17 protein-coding genes are annotated in these 20252 nt (G+C 60.1%); 13 read left to right on the top strand and 4 right to left on the bottom strand.

Translation table 11 applies throughout. The features are described 5' to 3' along the window. Positions 1–9: 9 nt before the first annotated feature. Positions 10–771 (bottom strand): IclR family transcriptional regulator, encoded by a 762-nt coding sequence (locus LB558_RS07540; RefSeq protein ID WP_224696957.1) that lies wholly within the window; start codon positions 769–771, stop codon positions 10–12. Positions 772–1052: 281 nt separating this feature from the next. Between LB558_RS07540 and LB558_RS07535 the strand changes: the two genes are divergently transcribed. The 7 genes from LB558_RS07535 to LB558_RS07505 all read left to right on the top strand — a co-directional run bounded on the left by LB558_RS07535 (position 1053) and on the right by LB558_RS07505 (position 9310). Continuing rightward, positions 1053–2162 (top strand): substrate-binding domain-containing protein, encoded by a 1110-nt coding sequence (locus tag LB558_RS07535; protein ID WP_224696956.1) that lies wholly within the window; start codon positions 1053–1055, stop codon positions 2160–2162. Between the two features lie 11 nt (positions 2163–2173). Then, positions 2174–4648 carry an ATP-binding cassette domain-containing protein gene (locus LB558_RS07530; protein ID WP_224696955.1) on the top strand — a complete coding sequence of 825 codons (2475 nt, stop codon included), beginning with the start codon at positions 2174–2176 and terminating at the stop codon, positions 4646–4648. Next, a complete protein-coding gene (locus tag LB558_RS07525) occupies positions 4645–5646 on the top strand; it encodes an ABC transporter permease (RefSeq protein WP_224696954.1) in 1002 nt (333 codons plus the stop codon). Before LB558_RS07530 ends, LB558_RS07525 begins: the two co-directional genes overlap by 4 nt. A gap of 172 nt (positions 5647–5818) precedes the next feature. After that, positions 5819–6769: an MBL fold metallo-hydrolase gene (locus LB558_RS07520; RefSeq protein ID WP_224696953.1), complete on the top strand. Its 951-nt coding sequence runs from the start codon at positions 5819–5821 to the stop codon at positions 6767–6769. A 10-nt stretch (positions 6770–6779) separates the two neighbouring features. Continuing rightward, entirely contained in the window at positions 6780–7424 is a 645-nt protein-coding gene (gene maiA, locus LB558_RS07515) for a maleylacetoacetate isomerase (RefSeq protein WP_224696952.1), read from the top strand. After that, positions 7405–8604 carry an MFS transporter gene (locus LB558_RS07510; protein WP_224696951.1) on the top strand — a complete coding sequence of 400 codons (1200 nt, stop codon included), beginning with the start codon at positions 7405–7407 and terminating at the stop codon, positions 8602–8604. Before maiA ends, LB558_RS07510 begins: the two co-directional genes overlap by 20 nt. A gap of 223 nt (positions 8605–8827) precedes the next feature. Then, positions 8828–9310: a hypothetical protein gene (locus LB558_RS07505; protein ID WP_224696950.1), complete on the top strand. Its 483-nt coding sequence runs from the start codon at positions 8828–8830 to the stop codon at positions 9308–9310. A 115-nt stretch (positions 9311–9425) separates the two neighbouring features. Here LB558_RS07505 and LB558_RS07500 read toward each other — a convergent pair whose 3' ends face one another. Next, positions 9426–11240 carry an ABC transporter ATP-binding protein gene (locus tag LB558_RS07500; RefSeq protein ID WP_224696949.1) on the bottom strand — a complete coding sequence of 605 codons (1815 nt, stop codon included), beginning with the start codon at positions 11238–11240 and terminating at the stop codon, positions 9426–9428. Between the two features lie 192 nt (positions 11241–11432). Between LB558_RS07500 and LB558_RS07495 the strand changes: the two genes are divergently transcribed. The 6 genes from LB558_RS07495 to LB558_RS33165 all read left to right on the top strand — a co-directional run bounded on the left by LB558_RS07495 (position 11433) and on the right by LB558_RS33165 (position 17379). Beyond that, positions 11433–12785 carry an LLM class flavin-dependent oxidoreductase gene (locus LB558_RS07495; RefSeq protein WP_224696948.1) on the top strand — a complete coding sequence of 451 codons (1353 nt, stop codon included), beginning with the start codon at positions 11433–11435 and terminating at the stop codon, positions 12783–12785. Positions 12786–12924: 139 nt separating this feature from the next. Further along, positions 12925–14562 carry an ABC transporter substrate-binding protein gene (locus LB558_RS07490; protein ID WP_224696947.1) on the top strand — a complete coding sequence of 546 codons (1638 nt, stop codon included), beginning with the start codon at positions 12925–12927 and terminating at the stop codon, positions 14560–14562. A gap of 8 nt (positions 14563–14570) precedes the next feature. Further along, entirely contained in the window at positions 14571–15527 is a 957-nt protein-coding gene (locus LB558_RS07485; RefSeq protein ID WP_224696946.1) for an ABC transporter permease, read from the top strand. Then, the gene (locus LB558_RS07480) at positions 15527–16414 is read left to right on the top strand and encodes an ABC transporter permease (protein ID WP_224696945.1); all 888 of its coding nucleotides are present in this window, start codon (positions 15527–15529) and stop codon (positions 16412–16414) included. The genes LB558_RS07485 and LB558_RS07480 overlap by 1 nt, the downstream gene beginning before the upstream one ends. Before the next feature lie 66 nt (positions 16415–16480). Then, complete coding sequence (locus LB558_RS07475) at positions 16481–17080, top strand: flavin reductase family protein (RefSeq protein ID WP_224696944.1); 600 nt, start codon at positions 16481–16483, stop codon at positions 17078–17080. A gap of 143 nt (positions 17081–17223) precedes the next feature. Further along, the gene (locus LB558_RS33165; RefSeq protein ID WP_412033450.1) at positions 17224–17379 is read left to right on the top strand and encodes an HPP family protein; all 156 of its coding nucleotides are present in this window, start codon (positions 17224–17226) and stop codon (positions 17377–17379) included. A gap of 325 nt (positions 17380–17704) precedes the next feature. On the opposite strand, the gene LB558_RS07465 is transcribed toward LB558_RS33165, so the two are convergent. After that, entirely contained in the window at positions 17705–18691 is a 987-nt protein-coding gene (locus LB558_RS07465) for an ABC transporter permease (RefSeq protein WP_224696942.1), read from the bottom strand. Positions 18692–18711: 20 nt separating this feature from the next. Continuing rightward, on the bottom strand, positions 18712–20214 hold the full coding sequence (locus LB558_RS07460; RefSeq protein ID WP_224696941.1) for a sugar ABC transporter ATP-binding protein: 1503 nt from the start codon (positions 20212–20214) through the stop codon (positions 18712–18714). Between the last annotated feature and the right edge of the window lie 38 nt (positions 20215–20252).

The following is a 20252-nucleotide window of genomic DNA, read 5'->3' as shown; positions in this document are numbered from 1 at the left end:
CGTGCGAACTCACCGACTCAGGTCCTTCGCCGCAGCGAGAAGGCGCTCTATGGCAGGATTTTCGCCTGTCAGATCCATGGTCTCCCCGGTCCCAATCATAGTTATGACGGCGACCAGTTCCGCGCTGCCGTCGAAAACTGGCGCCGAGACGGCGTTTACATCGGGAATCGCGCCCCCCGCTATCTTTGCGTAGCCGCGCTCGCGGGTTGCTTTCACCGCTTCGTCAAAAATCGCTTTGGCCTCAGATGGATCGATTAAAAGGGTCCGGTTGGCACTGCTCAGTTCAAATTTGACCCGCTCCTTTCCCTGATCGCCCTTCTTGAAAGCTGCGAAGGTCCAGCCAGTCGCTGTCCCGACAACCGAGAACAATGTACCCATGCGGATGTTGACGTTCAAAGATGTCTTGCCATCCTGCGTTTGTACAACTGTCGGCCCCTGCGGACCCCAAACCGACAGGACGCTCATCAGACCGGTCTCGGCCGAAAGCGGGGCAAGTGCCTTGCTCACTTCGTTGAGTATCGGATCGCCGTGGATTCGACCCAGCCCAAGCCTTAGCGCAAACGGTCCTATGGAGTACTGGCCCGTTTGCGCGTCCTGCTCCACCAGATCGATGCGCCGGAAACTGGTCAAATAAGCGTGGACCTGAGCCGGAGCCATGTCGGCGGCATTGGCGAGATCGCGAAGCGTCACCGGTCTCTGCTCCGCCACCAGGGCCCGCAGGATAGCGCCCCCGACATCAATCGACTGAATCCCTCGCCCGCCAGAAGCCATGCGCGTAGCCCATCCAACCCAGAAAATCCTGTCCTGTATGCCACAGGAACGTTCGACAAGCACCCGGGGTGAGGCGGGGTGTCGACAACACGTCACAATTTCTCATTGACATACTTGTTTGCTAATGGTGAATTGATGGTCGTTGGGGACTTTAAGCATGGGACGCAGAAACCCAGGAACTTGCGCAGGGCCTTGAGCGACTGCAGATGCCGACCATTTGGCGGCTTAGCTGCGGACCATTAGGGCCTGCCGTGTCGGGTTTTCTAGCCTCGGAGGATCAAATGGCAGGCAAAAATCTCATCTGCAGAATTCGTCGTGGCGCGACCACGTTTTTCTGCGCCGCAACCGCTCTTGGCGCATTGGCAATGGGGACCCACGCCGAAGACGTCGTCTCCATGGACAAGGGCGCCGACATCAGGGCCTTGTGCGGCACCAAGCCGATGAAGATCGCTCTGATCGACGGCTACGGGGCCGATACATGGCGCAAGACCGCGCGCGCCGAATTCGAGGACGAAATCAGGAAGTGTTCGAACGTCACGGAAACAAAATATTCCGACGCCGGCGGCGATCAGCAGAAATACAATGGTGACATCAACAGCTTTGTCGCCCAGGGAATGGATATCATCGTCGCCTTCACCGATTTCGGCGATGCCGCTATCCCGGCATACCGCAAGGCGTTCAAGGACGGCGTGACGATGGTGCCGTACTTCTCTCACATATCGGGCAAGCCGGGTAAGGACTACAGCGCCAACACCTATCAGGATCAGTTCTACATGGGCGGGATCTGGGCCGATTGGCTCGGGAAAACCCTGAAAGGCAAGGGCAACGTCGTCCTGCTCGGCGGCAATGCCGGCGCGGCTTCCTCGCAGGTCTTCATGAAAGGCTTCACCGAACGCCTCAAGAAATATCCGCAAATGAAGCTGCTTGACGAAAACTACATCGTCACCGACTGGAACCCGGCCACTGCGCAGAAGGCCGTTACCGGCCTCATCGCCAAATATCCGCAGATCGATGGGATGGCATCGGACTATGGCGTGACGACTCTTGCCGCCATCAAGGCCTTCGAGCAGGCTGGCCTGCCGGTTCCTGCCCAGGCAACGCTCGCCAGCAACAATGAGCTCAACTGCAAATATCTGGAGGCCAAGAAGGCGGGCAAGGCCTGGAAATATGTAACACTCGACGGGACCACCAACACTGTGCGCTTTGCCGTGCGCTCCGCGGTCGCCGCCTTCCAGGGGGTCGAGAACAAGGAACCGTCGGCTATTGTTCCGTTCGTCTATGCTGACAGCGAGACCAAGCTCGACCCCAAATGCGATGCCGATGCTCCTCCGGATGCGGACCTGTCCTCGGGCTTGCCTGAGGCAACGCTGCACGCGCTTTTTAACAAATAGCAATGTTCGAGATGACCGGCTCCACTCTCCTTTCCGTCGCGGGAATTTCGAAATCCTTTCCTGGCGTCAAAGCGCTTGACAACGTCACCTTCGACGTCCTCGCGGGCGAAGTGCATGGGCTGGTTGGAGAAAACGGAGCTGGCAAGTCAACGCTGATGGCGGTGGCCTCGGGCGCGCTTTGCGCCGACGCGGGCACCGTCACAGTCGGCGGCGAAATGATGCGTGGTGATCCAGAACGGGCTAGGGCGCTCGGGATCGCCATTGTCAGGCAAGAGCCATCTCTCATGCCCGATCTCACTGTCGCGGAAAACCTCTATCTGGGTGTGCGCCAAGGCGCTCGGCCAGCTATCGGCGATCTCGCACGCTGGTCGGCACGGCTTCTTTGCCGGTGGAACGAGAACATCACCGTCAAGCCGACCGATCGCGTCGAAACCCTCAGTCCCGAACAGCGCTTCATCGTCGAGATCGTCAAAGCGCTCGCCGGTAATCCGAACGTCCTGATCCTCGATGAGCCGACAGAACATCTCGGCGCCGATGACGTTGAGCGGCTCTTTGCGCGGATCAAGGAAGTGACCACGCGAAAGGCCGCGGTGGTCTACATCTCCCATCGCATACGGGAGGTCCAAAAAGTCGCCGATCGTTTGACCGTGCTTCGGGACGGCAAAAGCCAGGGCACATACTCCGCCGGATCACTGAGTGAGGACGACATCATTCATCTCATCGTCGGCGCTGATCTGGAGCGCGAGTTTCCCCCGAAGGAGGGCGCCTTCGAAGATGAGGTTTTGTCTGTCAAAGGGCTGACGGCCAACGGTTTCAACAATGTCACGCTGAGCGTGCGGCGCGGCGAGATACTCGGCCTCGCCGGCATCAGCGACAACGGCCAGCACGAATTCATTCGTGCCCTGGCGGGCCTGAACAGGATCAGGTCCGGGGATATCATGATCGCTGGACGGGCCGTTCGGGTGACGTCGCCGATCGCGGCCATAAACAGCGGCATCAGCTACCTGCCCGGCGATCGCCATCGTGAAGGCATTTTCGCCGACCTCACATGCCGCGAAAACTTTTCTTCGCGTAGCGCCTGGAAAGACGCCACGTCCCTGGTGGTGAACACAGCATGCGAAACAAGCCGCACCAGGCAGGCGATCGGCCAGTTTGCGATCAAGACGCCGAGCACCGAAACCCCGATTGCCTCGCTCTCCGGCGGCAACCAGCAAAAGCTCGTTCTGGCGAGCGTGCTGGCCAGTGATCCGACCGTCCTGCTCGTCGATGAGCCTACCCAAGGCGTGGACGTTGGGGCGCGTGCCGAGATCTATAAAATACTGCGCGAGAACGCCAGGAAGGGAATGGCTATCATAGTTTTGTCCTCGGACGCCGCCGAGATTGCCGGCCTTTGCGACCGCGTAGCGGTCTTCTCGCGCGCAAGCGTCGTTGAGACACTTAGTGGCCAGCAAGTTGTCGAAAGCGCCATCACCGGTGCGGCGCTGAAATCGACTTCTGTCAGGACAAGGTCAGAACGCATGGCGGGCGGCTTCTGGCGATGGGCCGCGGGAGACACGGCTCCCCTTGTCATGATCGGCCTTGCGATCCTGCTCATGGCCGCAATAGCGACCTCGCAAAATGAGTTCTATCTCTCCACCAGGAACATGTCTGGCATGCTGGTCCTGATCGGAACGCTGGCACTCGCCGCCTACGCCCAGCAGATCCTTCTTCTGGTTGGGGGGATCGATCTTTCGGTCGGGCCTACGATGGGCCTGGTTCAGGTGGTGGGATCCTTCTACCTCCTTGAGGGCGTCGGGGGCGGGGAGCACGCGCTGGGCTGGGTTGTCATGCTCGCAGTCGCCCTGTCGATCGGCACGCTGAATTGGCTCCTGGTGGAACCGTTCAAACTCCATCCGATGATCGCCACACTTGCGACTTTCATGGGTGTTCAGGCGGTGTCGCTGATCCTGCGCCCGGTGCCGGATGGAACCATCGATGGCGACACTCTCGATCTGATCGGCTCACGACTGGGCGCCGTGCCGTTGACCTTCGTGGCGGCTCTGCTGATCGGCTGCCTCCTGGAATTCATCCTCTTTCGCCATCGCCTCGGCTTCACCTTCCGGGCCCTTGGGTCACGTCAGGAAGCGGCGCGTGTTGCGGGCATCTCTCCTGCAAAAATCAGGTTCTTTGCCTATCTTTCGGGTTCGTTTTTGGCATTCATCGCCGCCGTCGCCATGATGGAGCAAATCGGCATAGGCGATCCGCGCGCCGGATTAAACTATACGCTTGGCAGCATCGCGGCGGTGGTCATCGGCGGAACGAGCCTGTTTGGCGGACGTGGGTCCTTCATAGGCTCGCTGCTCGGCGCGATCTTCATCATCCAGGTCAACACCGTCACCACCTTCCTTGGCCTTGATCAGGCCTGGCAATCTTACCTGCTCGGCACAATGATCATTGCCGCGGTGGCGCTCTATTCGAAGAGCCGGCAGCTGGCGGTGGCGGCATGAGCGAGGCGTCAGTCACCGTGGCCGGACCACTCTCTGAAAAAGGCGGGGCTGTGAAACTGCAAGCGCGGTACGCTGTCGGCGAATTCGGCTGGATCTGGATTGCAACGGCCGCCCTCTTCCTGCTCAGCGCCGTAGTGGCTCCAGGCACTGTCCGCCTTGCCTCCCTCATCGCCATGCTTCCGTTTGCCGCAATGCTGGCAATTGTTGCGGTAGGCCAGACGATCGTCATCCAGCAGCGCGGCCTCGACCTCTCGAGCGCGGGCCTGATGAGTCTTGGCGGCATCCTTGTCGCCCAACTGGGCTTTTCGACTGGCTCCCTTCTGTTGGCCTCGTTCCTGACGTTGGTCATTTGCGCAATCTGCGGTGCGATCAATGGCCTGCTCGTGGCCCGCCTCAGCATCATGCCGATTGTGGCGACGCTCGCCACAAACTCGCTTCTCCTGGGCGCCATCCACACATTGTCCGGTGGCAGTCCCATGACAGTGCCCAAAACCCTGGAGACCTTCTCCCACGAACTTTTGCTGGGGATTCCCTACACACTTTTCCTGTCGCTGGCGTTTGTCGCTTTCGCCGCGTTCTTGTCGTCGCGCACACTTATCGGCCGCCGCTTCATCGCCGTGGGCGCTAACCCGAGGAGCTCGCTTGCCTCCGGCATCTCCGTAATGCGTTACCAGGTCGGGACATACGCCGCCGCCGCACTCTGCTTCAGTGTCGCCGGGATGCTCTATGCGGGGTTCATCGGCTCTGCTTCGCAAGCGGCAGGCAACGACTATCTGCTGCCAGGCATCGCTGCGGTCGTCGTCGGAGGAACCCCCTTCACGGGTGGTCGCGGAAGCGTCATTGCATCCGGGGTCGCGGCCATCTTCATGACGCAGCTGGGCATCATGGTGCTGGCGCTGGGAGCCGGCACAGCCGTCCAATTGCTCGTCCAGGCCGGCGTCATCGTTCTGGCGACGACCATCCGCCATGTGCCTGCATTGCCTCGGAGGCTGCGCTGAAGCCTTCACCAATGATGGCCCCGGGACACCTGAGCGCCAGCAAGGGCGCACTCTTGAAACAAACATAGCGTGATGGCCCGCCCAGCTGACCGGGGCCGGTTCTGCGCTGGTCGTCGCACGAAACCAAACCATTGGAAGCATCGACAATCGCTCGCAACGAGAAGGAGACATCATGGCCAAGGCTTTCGCATCCCAGGGAGATCTGTCGGAGAAAAACCCCTCCTTCACCGAGATCGGGCGTGACCTATGGGCCTTCACCGCAGAAGGTGACCCCAATACCGGCGTTATCATCGGTGACGACTGTGTGATGATCGTCGATGCCCAAGCCACCCCCCGGCTCGCCAACCTTGTTGTCGAGAAAATCCGCACGGTCACAGACAAGCCGATCAAATATGTCGTCTTGAGCCACTATCATGCGGTTCGGGTTCTCGGCGCTTCAGCCTTCGGCGCATCTGAGGTGATAGCCTCGGAAAGAGCACGGTCCATGATCGTGGAACGCGGCCAGGAAGATTGGGATTCCGAGTTCGGCCGTTTCCCACGACTTTTCCAGGGCCACGAGTCGATTCCAGGTCTCACCTGGCCGACGCTCACCTTCAATGATCGCATGACGCTCTACCTCGGCAAGCGGCGCGTCGACCTTCGCTTTCTCGGGCGGGCACACACCGCAGGTGACATCGTCGCCCACGTCCCGGACGAAAACGTGCTATTCACCGGCGACATCGTCGAATACCACTCCGCTTGCTACTGTGGCGATGCGCATTTCGAGGACTGGCCACAGACACTAGCAGCTATTCGCGCAATTGAGCCGACCGCGATCGCCCCCGGTCGAGGCAATGCCTTGGTGGGCGCCAAGGAGGTCAACGCCGCGCTCGACAACACCGCCGACTTCGTCAATGCCACCTTTCGTCCCGTTGCTCGTATTGCGCGCGGTGGCGGCTCCCTGAAGGAGGCATGGCAAGCGTGTCGCGCCGAGTGCGACCCGAAATTCGCATCTTACGCGATCTATGAGCATTGCCTGCCATTCAACGTGTCGCGAGCTTACGATGAGGCGCTTGGCCTCGACACGCCGAGGATATGGACGGCAGAGCGCGACCGGGACATGTGGGCTCAGCTTCAGGGGTGAGGGCGCTCCGATGAGCGACATGGTCCTGTTCGACTATTGGCGGTCCTCCTCCAGCTATCGGGTGCGGATCGCCCTCAATCTGCTTGGTTTGTCGCACACCACCGTTCCCGTGAACCTTCTGAAAGGCGAGCAGTGGGCGCCGCCAAATCTTGCGCGGAACCCGCAAGGGCTGGTGCCGACGCTGCGCATCGATGGCCATGATTTCACCCAGTCGCTTGCCATTATCGAGTATCTTCATGAAATCACTCCCGGAAGCACGCTGCTACCCAACGACCCTTCGTCGCGGTCGCAAGTCCGCGCGCTGGCCTATGCTGTTGCGATGGAGATCCATCCGATTTGCAACCTTTCCGTAGCGGCCCACGTCCAGACGATCACTGGTGGCGGCGAGGTGGTTCGAAGCGCCTGGATGTGCAAGTTCATCCGCGATGGATTGGTCGCGGTCGAAGCAATGCTCAAGCGGCTTCCCGTGAGCCCGTTTTGTCTCGGGCCGGCGCCCACCATCGCCGACATCTGCCTGATCCCGCAAATCTACAACGCCGATCGATGGGGAGCCGAAACATCTGACCTGACAAGGATTCGGTCCATCACCGCGGCCTGTCAGGAGCTTCCCGCCTTCAAGGCTGCATACCCGCACGATGCTTCACAACCCGGGTAGCACCGCAAGTGGTTCAGCGGCCGATGGCGGAGCCAAGGAACTGCCACTTCTGCCTCTTGCCTTCGCTTGTGCCCTGGCCGTGTCGGTGCCCTATCTCAGCCAACCGGTTCTGCCGCTAATCGGGGCTTCGTTTTCTCTGGATGCCGCCGCGGCAGGTCTTATCGTGACCCTGACGCAGGCGGGTTATGCCACAGGCCTTCTTTTCCTCGTGCCTTTGGCGGATCGCATCGCAGGGCAGAAGCTGATCATCATGCTGGTTCTGTGCAACCTTCTAAGCGCCTCGGCATGTGCCGGGGCGTCTTCGTTTGTGATGTTGCTTGCCGCCAGCTACGCACTTGGCGCCACAGCTGTCAGCGCGCAGATCATCATACCGGTGGTCTCGGGTTCCATGCCGGCCTCACGCCGGGGAAAGGTGCTCGGCGCGCTCGTGGGTGGGATGGCTGCGGGGCCACTTCTTGCCCGCACGCTCAGCGGCTTTGTCGCTTCCTCGGCAAGCTGGCGCGACGTCTTTTTTCTGGCGGCCGGACTGGACGCTTTGCTGCTGATTTGCGTTTTCTGGACGCTTCCCGCGGCGCCGTCGGCAGGCAATCTGAGCTGGCCCTCATTGATGCGTTCGCTGGTCCAACTGCTGCGGCAGAGCAAACCGCTCCAAGAGGCAAGCCTCTCCGGCGCCATCTCATTTGGCGTGTTCAGCGCCGTGTGGGCCAGTCTGGCATCGCTTCTCGCGCAACCCCCTTACCAATTCGCGCCCGCCATAATCGGCCTGTTCGGCCTGGTCGGGGCGATCAGCATCGTCGCGGCACCGGTAACTGGTGCCTGGCTGAACAGGGCCGGGAGTAGACGCCTGTTGGTCATCGCGTCAGCCGTGTCGCTTCTCGCAGTTGTTGGGCTGGGCTTGTCCGGGAAAAACCTTCTCGTGCTTGTTCTATGCCTTGGCGGCCTGGACCTCGCCAACCGGGTGTCGCTGGTCGCAAATCAGGCCCGCGCGCAAAACGCTGCTCAGCACGCTGAGGCACGAGCGAATACCGTCTTCATGACCGCCTATTTCACAGGCGGGGCGATTGGAGCCGCGACAGGGTCGTTTGCGACCACCGTGGCAGGCTGGGCGGGTTTGAGCGTCTGCGGATCACTGATGGCCACCTTGGCGTTGCTGGTCTCGGCGTGCGCAAGGCCACGCTAGCCGACTGCCGCGGCGAATTTGCCAGGAAACTTGAAACTCGGAGATCACTCGTTAAATCTCAATTGTGAGACGATCCCGGAGACGTCGATGTCTGCGATCGATTGCGCCTATAGCCTGACCATCCTCAGCACCGAGGTAAATGGTGCTCTGGACCGGAAACGCGAATTGGTGGTGAGCTTAGGGGGCGCCATCCATCAAGCGAGATACGCAGGCCCTTGCGACGTTGGACGTCAAAGGCCTTCTTGCCCGATGCGAAGCCGTGGGCCAAGCGATCTTTCATGCTGAGTTCCGGCTGAACGATCAGGTCGACCTTCACCCGTCCCTTGAGCAGGAGAATGGCCTAAAAATCTGGCACACGCAGCCGACGCTCTACATGAAATGTCGGCTCACGATGTCCATGAAATGGTCCTGCAATCATCTCAGCAAAATCTACAAGACGATGACCACCCTCGGTATCATCGAGCTGCCTTCTGAATTGCCTCTGTCCGGGAACTCCCTCAGCAGCAATGAAACCGCGAAGGTCATCATGGAGTCGATGGCAAGCGGCCTGGAATTCATGGGCTCCATCATGTTGATGCGCAATTCGATAGATCACGATGCAGAGGTTCGTCCGGGCATGGCGAACGCTCTCGCGCGGCATTCGCATGGGGATGCGAGCCAGGCCCACGCTAGCGTCGGTCCGCCGCTTACTTACCTGCTCGTTTGATCGGGGTGGATGTCCTTCAGGCAAAATCCTCGCGCGTTGCGGACGCCAATTCACGCCTGGGCTTGAACGGTTCAGAATAGCCGTCGGCTACCGGATGTTGGGAATGGCGCTTGACCTATGGCTCGGCGCCATGGCGCCAGCAAGCGATCATGTGGCCGTCGCCGAGGTGGCGTGCTTTGGGTTCTGTTATTCTGCACTCAGGCAATGCCGAAGCGCAGCGGTCAGCGAAGGAACACCCATTGTTGGTGTTAGCCGTCGCCTCGACCTTGACTGGAGCTGACACCGCTGGGTGCGCGTGCTCGGAAGATGCGGCGGCCAGAAGCAGCTCGGTATAGGGATGGTTGGGTCCTCGAAAGATCTGATCGGCTGAGCCGGTCTCAATCAGGCGGCCGCGATAGAGCACCCCGATCCTGTCGGCCATGTAGCGGACTACCCTCAGATCATGGCTGATGAAAAGATAGGCGGTCTGTTTGTCGCGCTGCAGGTCGTTCAACAGATTGAGCACTGTCGCCTGTACCGATACGTCAAGCGCCGACGTCGGTTCATCGAGCACCACGACCCTCGGCTGTCCGGCGAAGGCCCGCGCGATAGCCACACGCTGCCGCTGACCACCCGACAGGCTGCGCGGCTTTTGCAGTGCCGTGTTTTGGGCCAGACGGACGCCCGCCAGCAGATCGCCAAGCCGCTGCGCAAGGGCGGAGCGTGGTACGCGAGCCAGCCGGCGCAGCGGGCGGCCAAGAATCCTCCCGACGCGCTGCCGCGGATTGAGCGTGCGGTCCGGCGACTGAAACACCATCTGCATGTCGCCACGTTCGTCTGGATCGCGCTTCTCGACCCGGGGCGCCACGATCTTGCCGAAGAGTTCGACAGAGCCGGTCGTAGGCGGCTGTAAGCCGGTAATAATCCTGGCTAGCGTCGACTTGCCGGAACCGGACTCGCCGATCAGGCCAAACGTCTCGCCGCTGGCCAGCTCGAGATCGATGCCATGCAAAATGGCCTGAGCTCCAAACGAGTGTGTCACACCCTTGCAAGCCAGCGCGATTTCGCGTGAGCGTTGAACCTGACCCCGGCTATCTTCAGGTCGTCGCGAGGTCAGGTGCACCAGGGTGGAATCTTCCGCCAGCCTGCCGTCATGCTTGGTTCGGTGAAGGCTCGGAATGGCGGCAACCAGCCGCTTCGTGTAGATGTGCGTCGGGCTCTCAAAGACCACTTTGGCCAAACCCGTTTCCACCACCGATCCGGATTGCATGACGGCGACTCGGTCGCAGGATCGCCGGATCAGATTGATGTCGTGGCTAATCAGAAGAATGCTCGTTTTCTGGTCGCGGCGCAGATCCTGAAGGATGGCCACGATCTCCGACTGCACACTGGCGTCGAGCGCGGTGGTCGGTTCATCCAGCACCAGCAATGACGGATTAAGGGCAATGGCCATGGCGATGGTCGCGCGCTGCTGCATTCCCCCGGAAAGCTCATGCGGGTAAAGCCTCAGCACGCGCTGTGGGTCGGCGACGCGGACGCGGTCCAAGAGGTGCGCGGCACGAAAATGTGCTTCGTCACGGTGGACGCCGCGATGGCGCAGGATGGTCTCGCTGATCTGACTGCCAATGGTCATGCTGGGGTTCAGCGCCGAGCCCGGATGCTGATAGACCGTTGCTATGCGATCACCGAGCAGCTTTCGGAGTTCAGGAGCCGAAAGGTCGCGGAGCTCGCGATTTTCAAAAGCCAGTTGCGAGGCCTCAACCCTGGCGTGCTTTGGCAGATAACGCAGCACGGCCAGAGCCACTGAACTCTTACCCGATCCTGATTCTCCGACCAGGCCCAGCGCTTCGCCTTGGGCGATATGGAAGGACACATTGTTCACGGCCATCATCGATCCGCCACGGACTTCATAGTGCACGCAGAGGTCCTTCACGCTCAGGACAGGGGGCATCGAGGAAGCCGAAACGGCTTCTGCGGGGACGGCAGTTGGGGGCAAAGCGGTCTAGCTCGTTGGAAAAAACTCCGCAGAAATGACTCGAATTAGCAGATAGTGCAATATATGTTGCGAAACAGAAAGAATTTTCGCAGTGCGCCCCCGGACCGGCTTCCGGCGCAGTTTGCGTGAAGCCGTGGAGGTAATCGAATGGCGCACATGATTCTCAGCGCGTTCTTCTTCAATCCGCAGGGCGACCACCGCATGTCGTGGCGCCACCCTCGGGCGCCGGGACGGGAGGTCTATGATTTCGACTACTATCGCGAGCTCGTGCACGCAGCCGAAAAGGCCAGGATCGACGCGATTTTCATCGCCGACCACGTGTCGATCTGGGATTCGCTCAAGAGCGGCGTGGCCCACTACGCCAACACGCGCCTGGAGCCGCTGACGCTGCTTGCGGCGCTCGCCGGCGTGACCAAGCACATCGGTCTGATTACCACCGCCTCGAGTTCCTACAGCGAGCCCTACAATGTTGCGCGCCACTTCGCCTCACTCGATCATATCAGCAAGGGTAGAGCGTCATGGAACGTCGTGACTTCGGCGATGGAGGAGGAAGCGCGCAATTTTGGCCGCGACAGCAATATCGAACATGCATTCCGCTACGAACGTGCGCGCGAATTCCTCGATATTGTCAAGGCGCTTTGGGACAGCTGGGAGGACGAGGCGCTACTGATCGACAAGGAATCAGGCTACTTCGCCGATCCCGATAAGGTCCACCCTATCGATCACGCAGGCAAGCATTTCAAGGTCCGGGGGCCACTCAATGTGCCGCGCCCCCCGCAGGGCCATCCGCTGATCGTCCAGGCTGGTTCGTCCGAGGACGGCAAGAATTTTGCCGCCGCCCAGGCGGACATGCATTTTGCTCTTTTCGCCACGAAGGAAGACGGGATCAGGTATCGCGGGGATATCAACGAACGGCTCGCCCGCTTCGGCAGGCGGCCACAAAGCTTCAAGATTCTGCCCGGCATTCTGCCGATCGTTGCGGCATCCGAGGCGAAGGGCAGGGAGAGACAGGATTACCTCCAGAGCCTGCTTCCGGACCGGCTTGCAATCGATCTCTTGGGCAGCTGGATCGAGATGGACCTCTCTGCTTATCCTCCGGACGGCCCGCTACCTCAGCTGCCGGATGAAAACACCTTCAACGGTGCGCGCACGCTGCTGAACAAGGTTGAGTATTGGGCCAAGCAGAACCTCAGCCTGCGCGAGATTGCTCGCAAGCTGACCATCAGCGGCTCTGCGCCGATTGTCGCTGGCACTCCCAGGCAGATCGCCGACCAGTTGCAGGACTGGTTCGAGGCAGGTGCCGCCGACGGTTTCAATCTGATGTTCCCGCTGATGCCGGAAGACTGGTTGAATTTCACGGGCCAGGTAGTGCCGGAGTTGCAGCGCCGCGGCGTGTTCCCGACTGAATATGGCGCGGGTACGCTGCGTGATCGGCTCGGTCTTGCCCGCCCCGCCAATCGGTTTGCCGCAGCGCGTGGTGACGAGCGCGCCGCGTCCTGAGGGGCGGCCGGCGGAGGACACGCCAAGCTTTGCGGTTCGCGGAGCGATGCTCAGACCACCGCGACCCCTTTCAGCTCACTTGCCTGAGCCTCCATTCATCCTCCCATTTTGTTTTTCAGGAACCACGAAAGGCACGCGAATGACGAAACCTTCCGATGCAGATATGTTGCGCAATCTGTCCGGCGACATCTGGAATGTCGCGGTGGACGAATATGCCAAAGGCTTCCTCAATCGCCGCGACCTGTTGAAATATGCCGCGCTGATCGGCCTGACTGGCTTTGCCGCATCGCAGGGCGTGGGCTTTCCCGGGACGGCGCGCGCAGCTGCCGCCGGCGGCACGGTTCGCGTGGGCCTGGGCCAGCCGACCAAGGCGCTTGACCCGGTCACGCTCACTGATTCAGCCAGCATTGGCGTCATCAGTCAGGTGGGCGAATACCTGATCTTCGACGATCCCAAGGATGGGCTGCAGCCGAAACTCGCTTTGTCGTGGCAGGCCGACGAAACGGCAAAGCGCTGGACTTTCAAGCTTAGGCCGAACGTGAAATTTCACGATGGCCGCATCGTGACCGCGAAGGACGTGGTGGCGAGCCTCGAGCGGCTGGTCGATCCTTCCAGCGGTTCCGCGGCCCTGTCGGCTTATGATGGCATCCTGTCCAAGGGTGGCGTCCGCCAAGTTGATGATGAGACCGTCGCCTTCGAGCTGGATCAGCCTAACAGCAATTTTCCATTCTACGTTTCTTCCGATGTCTACAATGCCATCATTGTGCCGGCGGACTATGCCGGCGATTTCGAAAGGACATTCATTGGCACCGGACCCTTCAAGCTTGAATCCTTCCGTCCCAAACAGGGCGCAACGTTTGTCCGCAATCCCGATTACTGGGGTGACAAGGCGCTGCCCGATCGTGTCGAGATCAAGTTTTACGACGACGAGCAGGCGCAGGTTTTGGCCCTGCAGGCCGGCCAGCTCGACATCATTCCGAGCTCTCCCCGGCTGGAACTGTCGACCGAGGGCAATCCCAATTTCAAGATCCTGAGCGTCCCGTCCAGCTCGCATGACCCGGTCCATCTGCGCACGGACCAGGCGCCATTCACCGACAAGCGCATCCGCCGCGCTCTAGCGCTCACCGTCGATCGCGAAGCGGTGGTCAAGGGGCTGCTCAAGGGCCGCGCGGATATCGGCAACGACACACCCTTCGCCCCGATCTTCGCCTCAAACGATCCCTCGGTGCCGCAGCGCAAGCAGGATATCGCCAAGGCCAAGCGTCTGCTGGGCGAGGCAGGTGTGCCGAATGGCTTCGAGGTGACCTTGACCACGGAGCGCGCCTATTGGATTCCCGACTATGCGGTGATCATCCAGAACTTCGCCAAGAAGGCCGGCATCGACATCAAACTTAATGTCTTGCCGCAGGACGCCTACTATGGCTCAGCCGCCTTCGGCAGTTCGCCCTGGCTCGATTCCAATCTCGGCATCACCGACTACGGCCACCGCGGAACGCCCGACATCTTCCTCAACGCCACGCTGAAAAGCTCGGGGAGCTGGAACGCTGCGCATTTCAAGAATGCGGATTACGATGCGTTGCTGCTAGACTATGGCAAGGCCCGTGACCTTCAGGCTCAACGGATCGCCGCCGGCAAGATCCAGAACCTGCTGCTTGACGAAACGCCGCTGATCATCAGCTACTTCTCGCAATACAGCAGCATTGTGGCCTCCAAGGTGCATGGGGTTCGCTTCACCGCAAACTCGCATCTCCTGCTCGACAAGGTTTCCTTCGTGTGAGGCGCTTCGTGCCGGTCGGACGCGCGCTCGCCATGCGCGTCGGTTCGCTCATACTGACGCTTTGGCTGGTCAGCCTGCTGATCTTCCTCGCAGGGCAGGTGTTGCCGGGCAATGTGGGCCGCGTCATGCTCGGCCCGTTCGCCGATGCGCAGGTGGTAGCCGAACTCAATCGCAAGCTCGGCACCGATCTGCCGATTCTCGAGCAATACTGGCATTGGTTCAGCGGCGCGATCAAAGGCGACTTCGGGGACTCGCTGTCGATGCGAGCGCCGGTCGCGCCTTTCGTTTTGAAAAGCGTTGGCAATTCAGCAGCACTTGCCGGTGTGGTCCTGGCTCTTCTGATTCCCGTTGGCATCGGTGCCGGCATCGTTGCGGGCTTGCGGGCCGGGAGCCTCGTCGACAGGCTGATTGTCCTGGGAGGTGTTTGCTTCAGCATCGTGCCCGACTTCGTCTCAGCGCTTCTTTTGCTGATCGTCTTCGGCTTATGGCTCAACTGGTTTCCAATCACCGGCGCCGCGCCCGACGGCGCAGGTTTCTGGACAGCGGGCTACTATCTGATCTTGCCCGCGCTGCCTTTGGTGCTGAACCTGGCCGGCTATGTCGCGCGCATGACCCGGGCGGGGGTGATCGAAGCCCGCGGCGCCGACTACACGCGCACCGCGATCCTCAAAGGCCTTGGCCCCGCGCAAGTGCTCTTCAAATATGTTCTGCGCAATGCGTTGGTGCCCACAGTGGCTGTGATCGCCACTCAGAGCGGCTTTCTGCTCGGTGGGCTGGTCGTGATTGAGGCCCTCTTTGGGATCCAGGGTCTCGGCAATCTGGTGCTTAGCGCTGCCAAGACGCGAGATTTCCCGATGCTGGAAGCAGGCGTTCTCGTCATGGCGACAATATTCGTCTTGTCTGCGGCAATCGGGGATCTGGCACAGGCGCTGCTCGATCCACGCCAGCGCCGGCGGACAATCTGATGATGGATCTGCTGGTGTTTTCGGCCCCTTCAGACTTGTCTTCGCTTCGGCGCCTCGCGGCCGGTGCGGGCCGTGCTTTTTGCAACCTCCCCCCTGCTGTCTTCATAGGGGCATTCATCCTCCTGTTTTGGATCGCCTGCGCGCTGGTTGGCGATTGGGTGGTCCCCTATGACCCCTATGCGGAGGACTTCCTGGCCATGCTGGCGCCCCCAGATACCGCCCATTGGTTTGGTACCGATCAGCTTGGACGTGACGTGTTTTCCCGCATCCTGGTCGGGTCGCGGGATATTCTTCTGGTTGCACCGCTTGCAACCCTTGGCGGCGTTGCGGCCGGCAGCCTGCTGGGGCTACTGTTTGGCTATTTTGGCGGCCTGGTCGATGGCATAGGCGCGAGACTGCTCGACACGATGATGGCCTTTCCCTTCATTGTGCTCGTCACCATGGCGCTGGTGGCGCTCGGGCCTTCCAATCTGACCGTCATCCTGGTGATAGCCATCGCTTATACGCCGCTGGTGGCGAAGACAGTACGCGCCGCGGTGCGCGAGCAGTGCGAGCGTGAATACATAAGCGCCGCCCGTCTCGGCGGCGAAAGGGCTGTGGCGATCATACTCCTGGAGATCCTGCCTAACGTACGGGAAACGATCCTCATCGAACTGGTCACAAGGCTCGGCTACGCATTCTTTTCAATCGCGACGCTGAGCTTCCTTGGTCTCGGCATTCAGCCTCCCTCGGCGGACTGGGGCCTGGCGATTGCGGAGGGCTACGGATTTCTCACTGGTGGCAAATGGTGGGTGGTGGTCTTCAACTCGGCCGCGATCGTATCACTGGTTCTGGCAACAAACCTGATCGCGCAAGGCATGGGGGCGTTTGAAAATCGTGACGGATAGGTCGGATCCCAATCATGGCACGCTCCGCCCCGCGGCGGGAGCACCGGCGGGGCGGACCACGTCCTGGTGGCAGCCCGCAACGACATCAGGACGGCTGCCAAACGCAGCGTGGCGCTGATCGAGGTCGTAACCTGCAAACACGATGAGGCTGTCCAGATGACACTTACACAACGCGACCCGACAGATGAAGGCCGGGTCCCGCTGAAAGTCGCGATGCGACATCTGGCCGGTGCCGTCTGCATCGTGACTGCGGGTGTTGGCGCCGAGCGGACAGGCGCAACCATTACCACGGCTCATTCATTTTCGGTCGAGCCAGAGATGATGGCCGTTAGTATCAATCTGGCCTCCTCCACCTGGACTGCGATCAGCCATCACCGGCATTTCTGCGTCAACGTGCTACGAGCTGACCAGATCGCGGTTGCCGAGAGGTTCACCGGACGTAATGGCCTGAAGGGATCGTCCCGTTACGAGGGAGCGCGCTGGTTCAGCCTGGTAACCGGTGCGCTGGCGCTCGACGGCGTTCTCGCGGCCGTTGACTGCAAGGTCGAGGACATAGTTGTTCGACACAGCCACGCGCTCATCCTGGGCCGTGTAGAACAGGCGGTTATCGGGCAGCCCGGCCCGGCGCTGCTCTATCATCAGGGCACTTACGGTTCTTCTGGATGAATGACGATCGGCTCAACGATCGAGCCTGTATTCCAAACGTGCCGCACAATCGCGGCGAAAACCCAACTTATGTTCCTCTACATGCTGACGGCACGTCGTCAGCGGTCACTTGATCTTCACTTCCTGGGGCTCTTCGTGCTTACCTGCCTCGGGTCCCAACCTTTGACCATGGGATGGACGTCGGATTCGCGATAGTTGTGATGCAAATGACCCGAACCTTGCACCTGCCAGCGGGTAGCGACCCTTTGGTGGTGCTTTTAGCAGCACCTACATGGAGTTTTCTCCTTATCCTATTTTGAGTGGTGCCGTCGTACTGGTCGTTGCAGCATTTCTCTACCTTCGGTACGTCTCGAAGCAGCCTTATCCTTCAAAGCCGAAAGACAGCGCGAAGACACTTTTCAAAGCAACGGGTTAGTTGCCGCCGCTGCATTGCAAGCGCGTGCACACAATTTTGCTGGGGCAGGGACCCCGCCGTGCATTGGCGAGCGGTTGCCATCTGGCGCAGCGGACATTCGGATATGAGAGGGCCCAGGCCTCAAGGGCCTCCGAACCTGCTGAGACCAAGCCGTGACGATCCGCCCTTTAACAGAGCATTCCATTGCCGCGCAGACGGACTCTAAGGCGTCATGCTCTACGGCTGCGTAGAAGATCAAGCCCTGCGGCAAGGATCAGTACCAATCCTGTAATCATCAAACTTGCTTCCGTCTGGACGTTCAGAAGGATGAGGCCGTTGGAAAGCATGCCCAGGAGCCAAACGCCCAGGGCCACCCTGACCAGCGAACCCTTGCCACCTCTGAATGGCACACCACCCAGCAGTACCGCGGTTAGAACCGAGAGCTCCATTCCTACGCCGAGCGTGCCCGACGGAGCCGAATTTATTCGCGCGATGGTCATCAGGCCGGCTAGCGCCGATGAAAAGCCGACTGCCGCATAGAGAAGCGTTATCGTGAGCTTTACTCGAATACCGACAAGGTAAGATGCGCGTTCATTCACCCCGATCGCGACTGCATGACGCCCGATTGTGGTGAAACGCGCTACCGCCAGCCCCGTAAGCAGGACCAAGATCAGGATCCAGGTCAATATTGGCAGTCCCAACACCCTGCCGTAACCCATGTAGGAAAAAGCTTCGGGAAAGCCAAACAAGGGATTGGGCGAAAGCCACTGCGCGACACCTCGCATCAGGGTCAAACCACCAAGAGTGACAATGATCGGGGACATGGAAAGCCATCCGACCAGGATGCCGTTGATCAATCCGACCCCTGTGCCCAGCAGGAGCGTAATAATGATTGCGCCTGCGATACCGAAGTCCGGAAAACTGAGACCCGCCACAATGCCAGACAGTGCCAGCAATGACCCGACGCCTAAATCCACCTTTCCGGCCATCAGGAGAATGGCGAACGGGATGGAGATGGTCATTAAGGTAGCGACCTGCACCGAGATATCAACGATATTCGCTGATGTCAGAAATACGGGTGACGACCAATAGAAAACCAGCGCCAAGCCAACAATAGTGAGCGGCAAAGCCACGGCGGTCAAATGGTCAACAGACAAGCGCGACGGTCGGTTGCCCAAGCGGCCTGTACCGGGCGATTTGATTGATGTGTCGGTCACTGTATTCCTCGTAGGTCCTATCAATTTTGCGACACAAGCGCTGGCGACAGCGCTGATTTGTAAGCTGATTGAACCAGCTTCTCTTCAGTGATCTCGCCGTCCAGCAACGACACTTGTCTGCCCTGCGCGAGAACCAGCACGCGATCAGCCAGCGCGACGACCTCTTCGGGATCAGACGACGCGAACAGGACCGTGCCCCCGTTTAGCGTGAACTGCCTGAGCAAATGATACAGTTCTTCTCGCGCGCCGATATCGACGCCTTGAGTCGGTTCATCGAGCAGAAGCAGGCGGATTCCAAGCTCCGGAAACAGCCAACGTCCCATGACCAGCTTCTGAGCGTTGCCACCGCTAAATCGCGAGGCCGCCAGGGACGGGTTCTTTGGCCGGAGCTGCAAACGATCGGCTGCGTCCTTGAACAGGCGATCCTGTCGTTTCCTCCCGCCTGCATAGGATCCGAAGTGCGGCATCAAAAGATTTTCCAATGCAGAAAGGTCGAGGAAGAGGCTTTGCTCTGCCCGGTCGGACGCAACAAGCGCCAAACCCAGAGCCCGCGCATTGCCCGGGCTTTTGGGACCTACCGGTCTGCCTCCCAGGCGAACGCTGCCCTTTACCCGTCTGCGAGCTCCTACAAGGCTTTCGAGGAGATCCGTACGCCCCGATCCGAGGAGGCCGTAAACCCCTACGATCTCACCCGCATGCAGGCTCAGATCGATTGGACCGGTAAACTCGGTGCAGTAGGCATTAAGCGCAAGAATTTCGTCGTCCCCGCGGGCAAAGCGGGCGCGCGCGCCCCGATCGGCCATGTTCGGCGCGATGGCGCGCGCAATGTCGTCGTGGGTGGCTTGCGCAACCGGGCGTGTCCACACCACATTTCCATCACGCAAGACAGTTACGGTATCGGCGATCATCTCCACCTCGTCGATAAGATGGGTCACGTAGACGATTGCCAGGTTCTCCTCCTTGGCAAGCTGTCGCACCGTCTGGTGGAGGGTTTTCATTTCGCGCGTCGAAAGCGCAGATGTGGGCTCGTCCAGGATCAGGATGTCTGGCTTCAGGTGCAGCGCGCGTGCGATTTCAACAAGTTGACGCTGTCCGACGCTGAGTTCCTGCAGTTTGGAGCGCGGGTCCATCGACGCGCCCAGCCGATCCAGAAGCGATTTCGCGATCTTGTGTTGTTCTCGGCTATTGACGATGCCTAACCGCAACAGCTCGCTGCCCAGGAAAATATTGTCGGCGACGGTGAGCCCCTCAATCACCTGAAAATGCTGGTATATGATCCCGATGCCAAGCTGTCGTGATTGGCGAGGGGTGAGTTCCTTGCAGTGCTGGCCCTTGATTACAATTTCGCCGGAACTCGGGCGAACTGCCCCTGACAGGCAGCCAAGCATGGTGGATTTTCCAGCTCCATTGGCGCCAAGGAACGCGTGCACCTGGCCGGCAAAGAAGTCGAGATCGATGCCCCTAAGCACTTCAATGGATCCGTACGACTTCCGCAGATCCTTGATAGACAGCGCACTCATCATGAAGGATACCCCGAGTAGCAGGACGCCGGATCTGAGTG

This window comes from Mesorhizobium sp. CO1-1-8, from assembly GCF_020164875.1.
Taxonomy (GTDB): Bacteria; Pseudomonadota; Alphaproteobacteria; order Rhizobiales; family Rhizobiaceae; genus Mesorhizobium.
The sequence above is the reverse complement of the archived record's forward strand: the minus strand, read 5'-3'. Positions and strand labels throughout refer to the sequence as shown.